Origin of the sequence: Psychrobium sp. 1_MG-2023 (assembly GCF_030689115.1) — a bacterium.
In the GTDB taxonomy this organism is placed as follows: domain Bacteria; phylum Pseudomonadota; class Gammaproteobacteria; order Enterobacterales; family Psychrobiaceae; genus Psychrobium.
The window spans coordinates 1-743 of the sequence record NZ_JAUYVJ010000078.1; the positions used below are offsets into that span (position 1 = coordinate 1).

The window sequence follows — 743 nt, forward strand, 5'->3', positions numbered from 1 at the left end:
ACACAACAAGTATCGTTCTTGGATACTTTTGAGACAATAAAACACATTAGGTGTTGTATGGTTAAGCCTCACGGGTCATTAGTACAAGTTAGCTCAACGCCTCACAACGCTTACACACCTTGCCTATCAACGTAGTAGTCTCCTACGGCCCTTTAGGGAGATTAAATCTCCAGTGAGAACTCATCTTGAGGCTCGCTTCCCGCTTAGATGCTTTCAGCGGTTATCGATTCCGAACGTAGCTACCGGGCAATGCTATTGGCATAACAACCCGAACACCAGCGGTTCGTCCACTCCGGTCCTCTCGTACTAGGAGCAGCTCCTCTCAATTCTCAAACGCCCACGGCAGATAGGGACCGAACTGTCTCACGACGTTCTAAACCCAGCTCGCGTACCACTTTAAATGGCGAACAGCCATACCCTTGGGACCGACTTCAGCCCCAGGATGTGATGAGCCGACATCGAGGTGCCAAACACCGCCGTCGATATGAACTCTTGGGCGGTATCAGCCTGTTATCCCCGGAGTACCTTTTATCCGTTGAGCGATGGCCCTTCCATACAGAACCACCGGATCACTATGACCTACTTTCGTACCTGCTCGACGTGTCTGTCTCGCAGTCAAGCTAGCTTATACCATTATACTAACCGCATGATGTCCGACCATGCTTAGCTAACCTTCGTACTCCTCCGTTACTCTTTGGGAGGAGACCGCCCCAGTCAAACTACCCACCAGACACTGTCCTCAA

The 743-nt window shown here is 50.7% G+C and carries 1 rRNA gene; it reads right to left on the reverse strand.

Annotated elements, in window-relative coordinates:
• Window positions 1–57: 57 nt before the first annotated feature.
• A 23S ribosomal RNA gene (locus Q8W26_RS17830) occupies window positions 58–743 on the reverse strand; the annotation flags it as partial.